Origin of the sequence: Streptomyces sp. NPDC007162, assembly GCF_040634175.1 — a bacterium.
Classification (GTDB): domain Bacteria; phylum Actinomycetota; class Actinomycetes; order Streptomycetales; family Streptomycetaceae; genus Streptomyces.
The window spans coordinates 1-1397 of sequence record NZ_JBEYFC010001000.1 but is presented as its reverse complement, the minus strand read 5'-3'; the positions used below and the strand labels follow the sequence as shown (position 1 = coordinate 1397).

Annotated in this window: 2 protein-coding genes; both read left to right on the top strand. The window is 66.6% G+C overall.

Annotated features, from left to right (window positions below; translation table 11 throughout):
• The first annotated feature begins 36 nt into the window (after nucleotides 1-36).
• Nucleotides 37-909, top strand: coding sequence for an adenosylhomocysteinase (locus ABZ646_RS46645; protein ID WP_360533864.1), 873 nt, complete (start codon nucleotides 37-39; stop codon nucleotides 907-909).
• 4 nt (nucleotides 910-913) lie between these two features.
• On the top strand, nucleotides 914-1345 hold the full coding sequence (locus ABZ646_RS46640; RefSeq protein WP_360533861.1) for an NUDIX domain-containing protein: 432 nt from the start codon (nucleotides 914-916) through the stop codon (nucleotides 1343-1345).
• The last annotated feature ends 52 nt before the right edge of the window (nucleotides 1346-1397 follow it).

The window sequence follows — 1397 nt, the reverse complement described above, 5'->3', positions numbered from 1 at the left end:
ATCCTCCTCAACGCCGGGCACGAGACATCCGCGAACATGATCGCGCTGGGCACCCTCACGTACCTGGAGGACACAGCGGGCGGTCGGAACGTCATCCTGATAGACATCGGCGGCTACTTCGCGCCGTGCCTCGACACCCTGGTAGAGAAGTTCTCCGGCCGCGTCCTCGGCGTCGTCGAGGACACAGAGAACGGACACCAGCGGTACGCGGCACTCGACCGCCTGCCCTGCCCCGTCGTCTCGGTGGCCCGCTCCCCGCTGAAGGACTGCGAGGACCACCTAGTGGGCCGGTCCATCGTCTTCTCGACCGACGCCCTCGTACGCGCCCGCGGCGACATTCTGACCAGCCGAAACGCCTGCGTCATCGGGTTCGGCAAGGTCGGCCGGGCCATCGCTCAGACGCTGCGCGCCCAAGACCTGCGCGTCACCGTCCACGACACCGATCCGGTCAAGAGAGTGCAGGCGCATTCCCATGGCTTCCGTACGAGCGCGTCGACGGCCGAGGCGCTCCGGGAGGCGGAACTTGTCCTGTGTGCCACCGGCAACCTCGCTCTCCGCCAGGGCGATTTCTCCGCCCTGCGTAACGGGGCGTACCTCGCCTCGGTGACGTCCTCAGAGGACGAACTTGAACTCGGCAGCCTCCATGGCCTCTACAAGCGCACCCCGGTCAGCGAGCATTTGACGCGTTACGAGATCACGGGCCACTACTTCTACGTCCTTGCTGACGGCGGCGCCGTCAACTTCGTGCACGGCGCCGCCGTCGGCTCATACATCCATCTCGTTCAGGCCGAGATACTCGCCGCCACAGCGGCCCTTAGCCACGGCCGCTTCCAGTCCGGTCTCCACGAAATGTCCGCACCCGACCGCCAGGCCATCGGCAGGATCTGGTTCGACTACTTCGACAGGTGATTCCATGCCGCCTTCCCCCGACCACATCCGTGCCACCGTTGAGGGGTACCTCACCCGCCACCCGTCCGAGCGGGACACCCTGGCTGCGCTCTTCGTCGTCCTTACCGGCGGGGACGATCCGAGCAGCCGCAAGACCTTTCCCACGCACGTCACGTGCAGCGCCATCGTCATCGACAGCAACGACCGGGTGCTCCACATTCAGCACAACGCCACGGGCAAGGCTCTCGCGCCCGGTGGCCACAACGAGCCAGGGGACAAAGACCTTCCCGGTGCCGCCCTTCGTGAACTGGGCGAGGAGGCCGGCATTCCTCGCGATGCCGTCGTCCCCCTCCCCGGCTTTGAGACCGTGCCGCTGGACATCGACGTACACGACATCGCCGCCAACCCCGCGAAGGGCGAGCCGACACACCAGCACGTGGACTTCCGCTGGGCCTGACCCTGTCCTGCCAGTCCTCCTTCGGGCCGAACACGCCGTGACGCTTCAAACC

What these genes read in the sequence shown, in the direction of transcription:
- ABZ646_RS46645 (WP_360533864.1), top strand. Translation starts at nt 37, where the DNA reads ATGATCGCGCTGGGCACCCTCACGTACCTGGAGGACACAGCGGGCGGT.
- ABZ646_RS46640 (WP_360533861.1), top strand. Translation starts at nt 914, where the DNA reads ATGCCGCCTTCCCCCGACCACATCCGTGCCACCGTTGAGGGGTACCTC.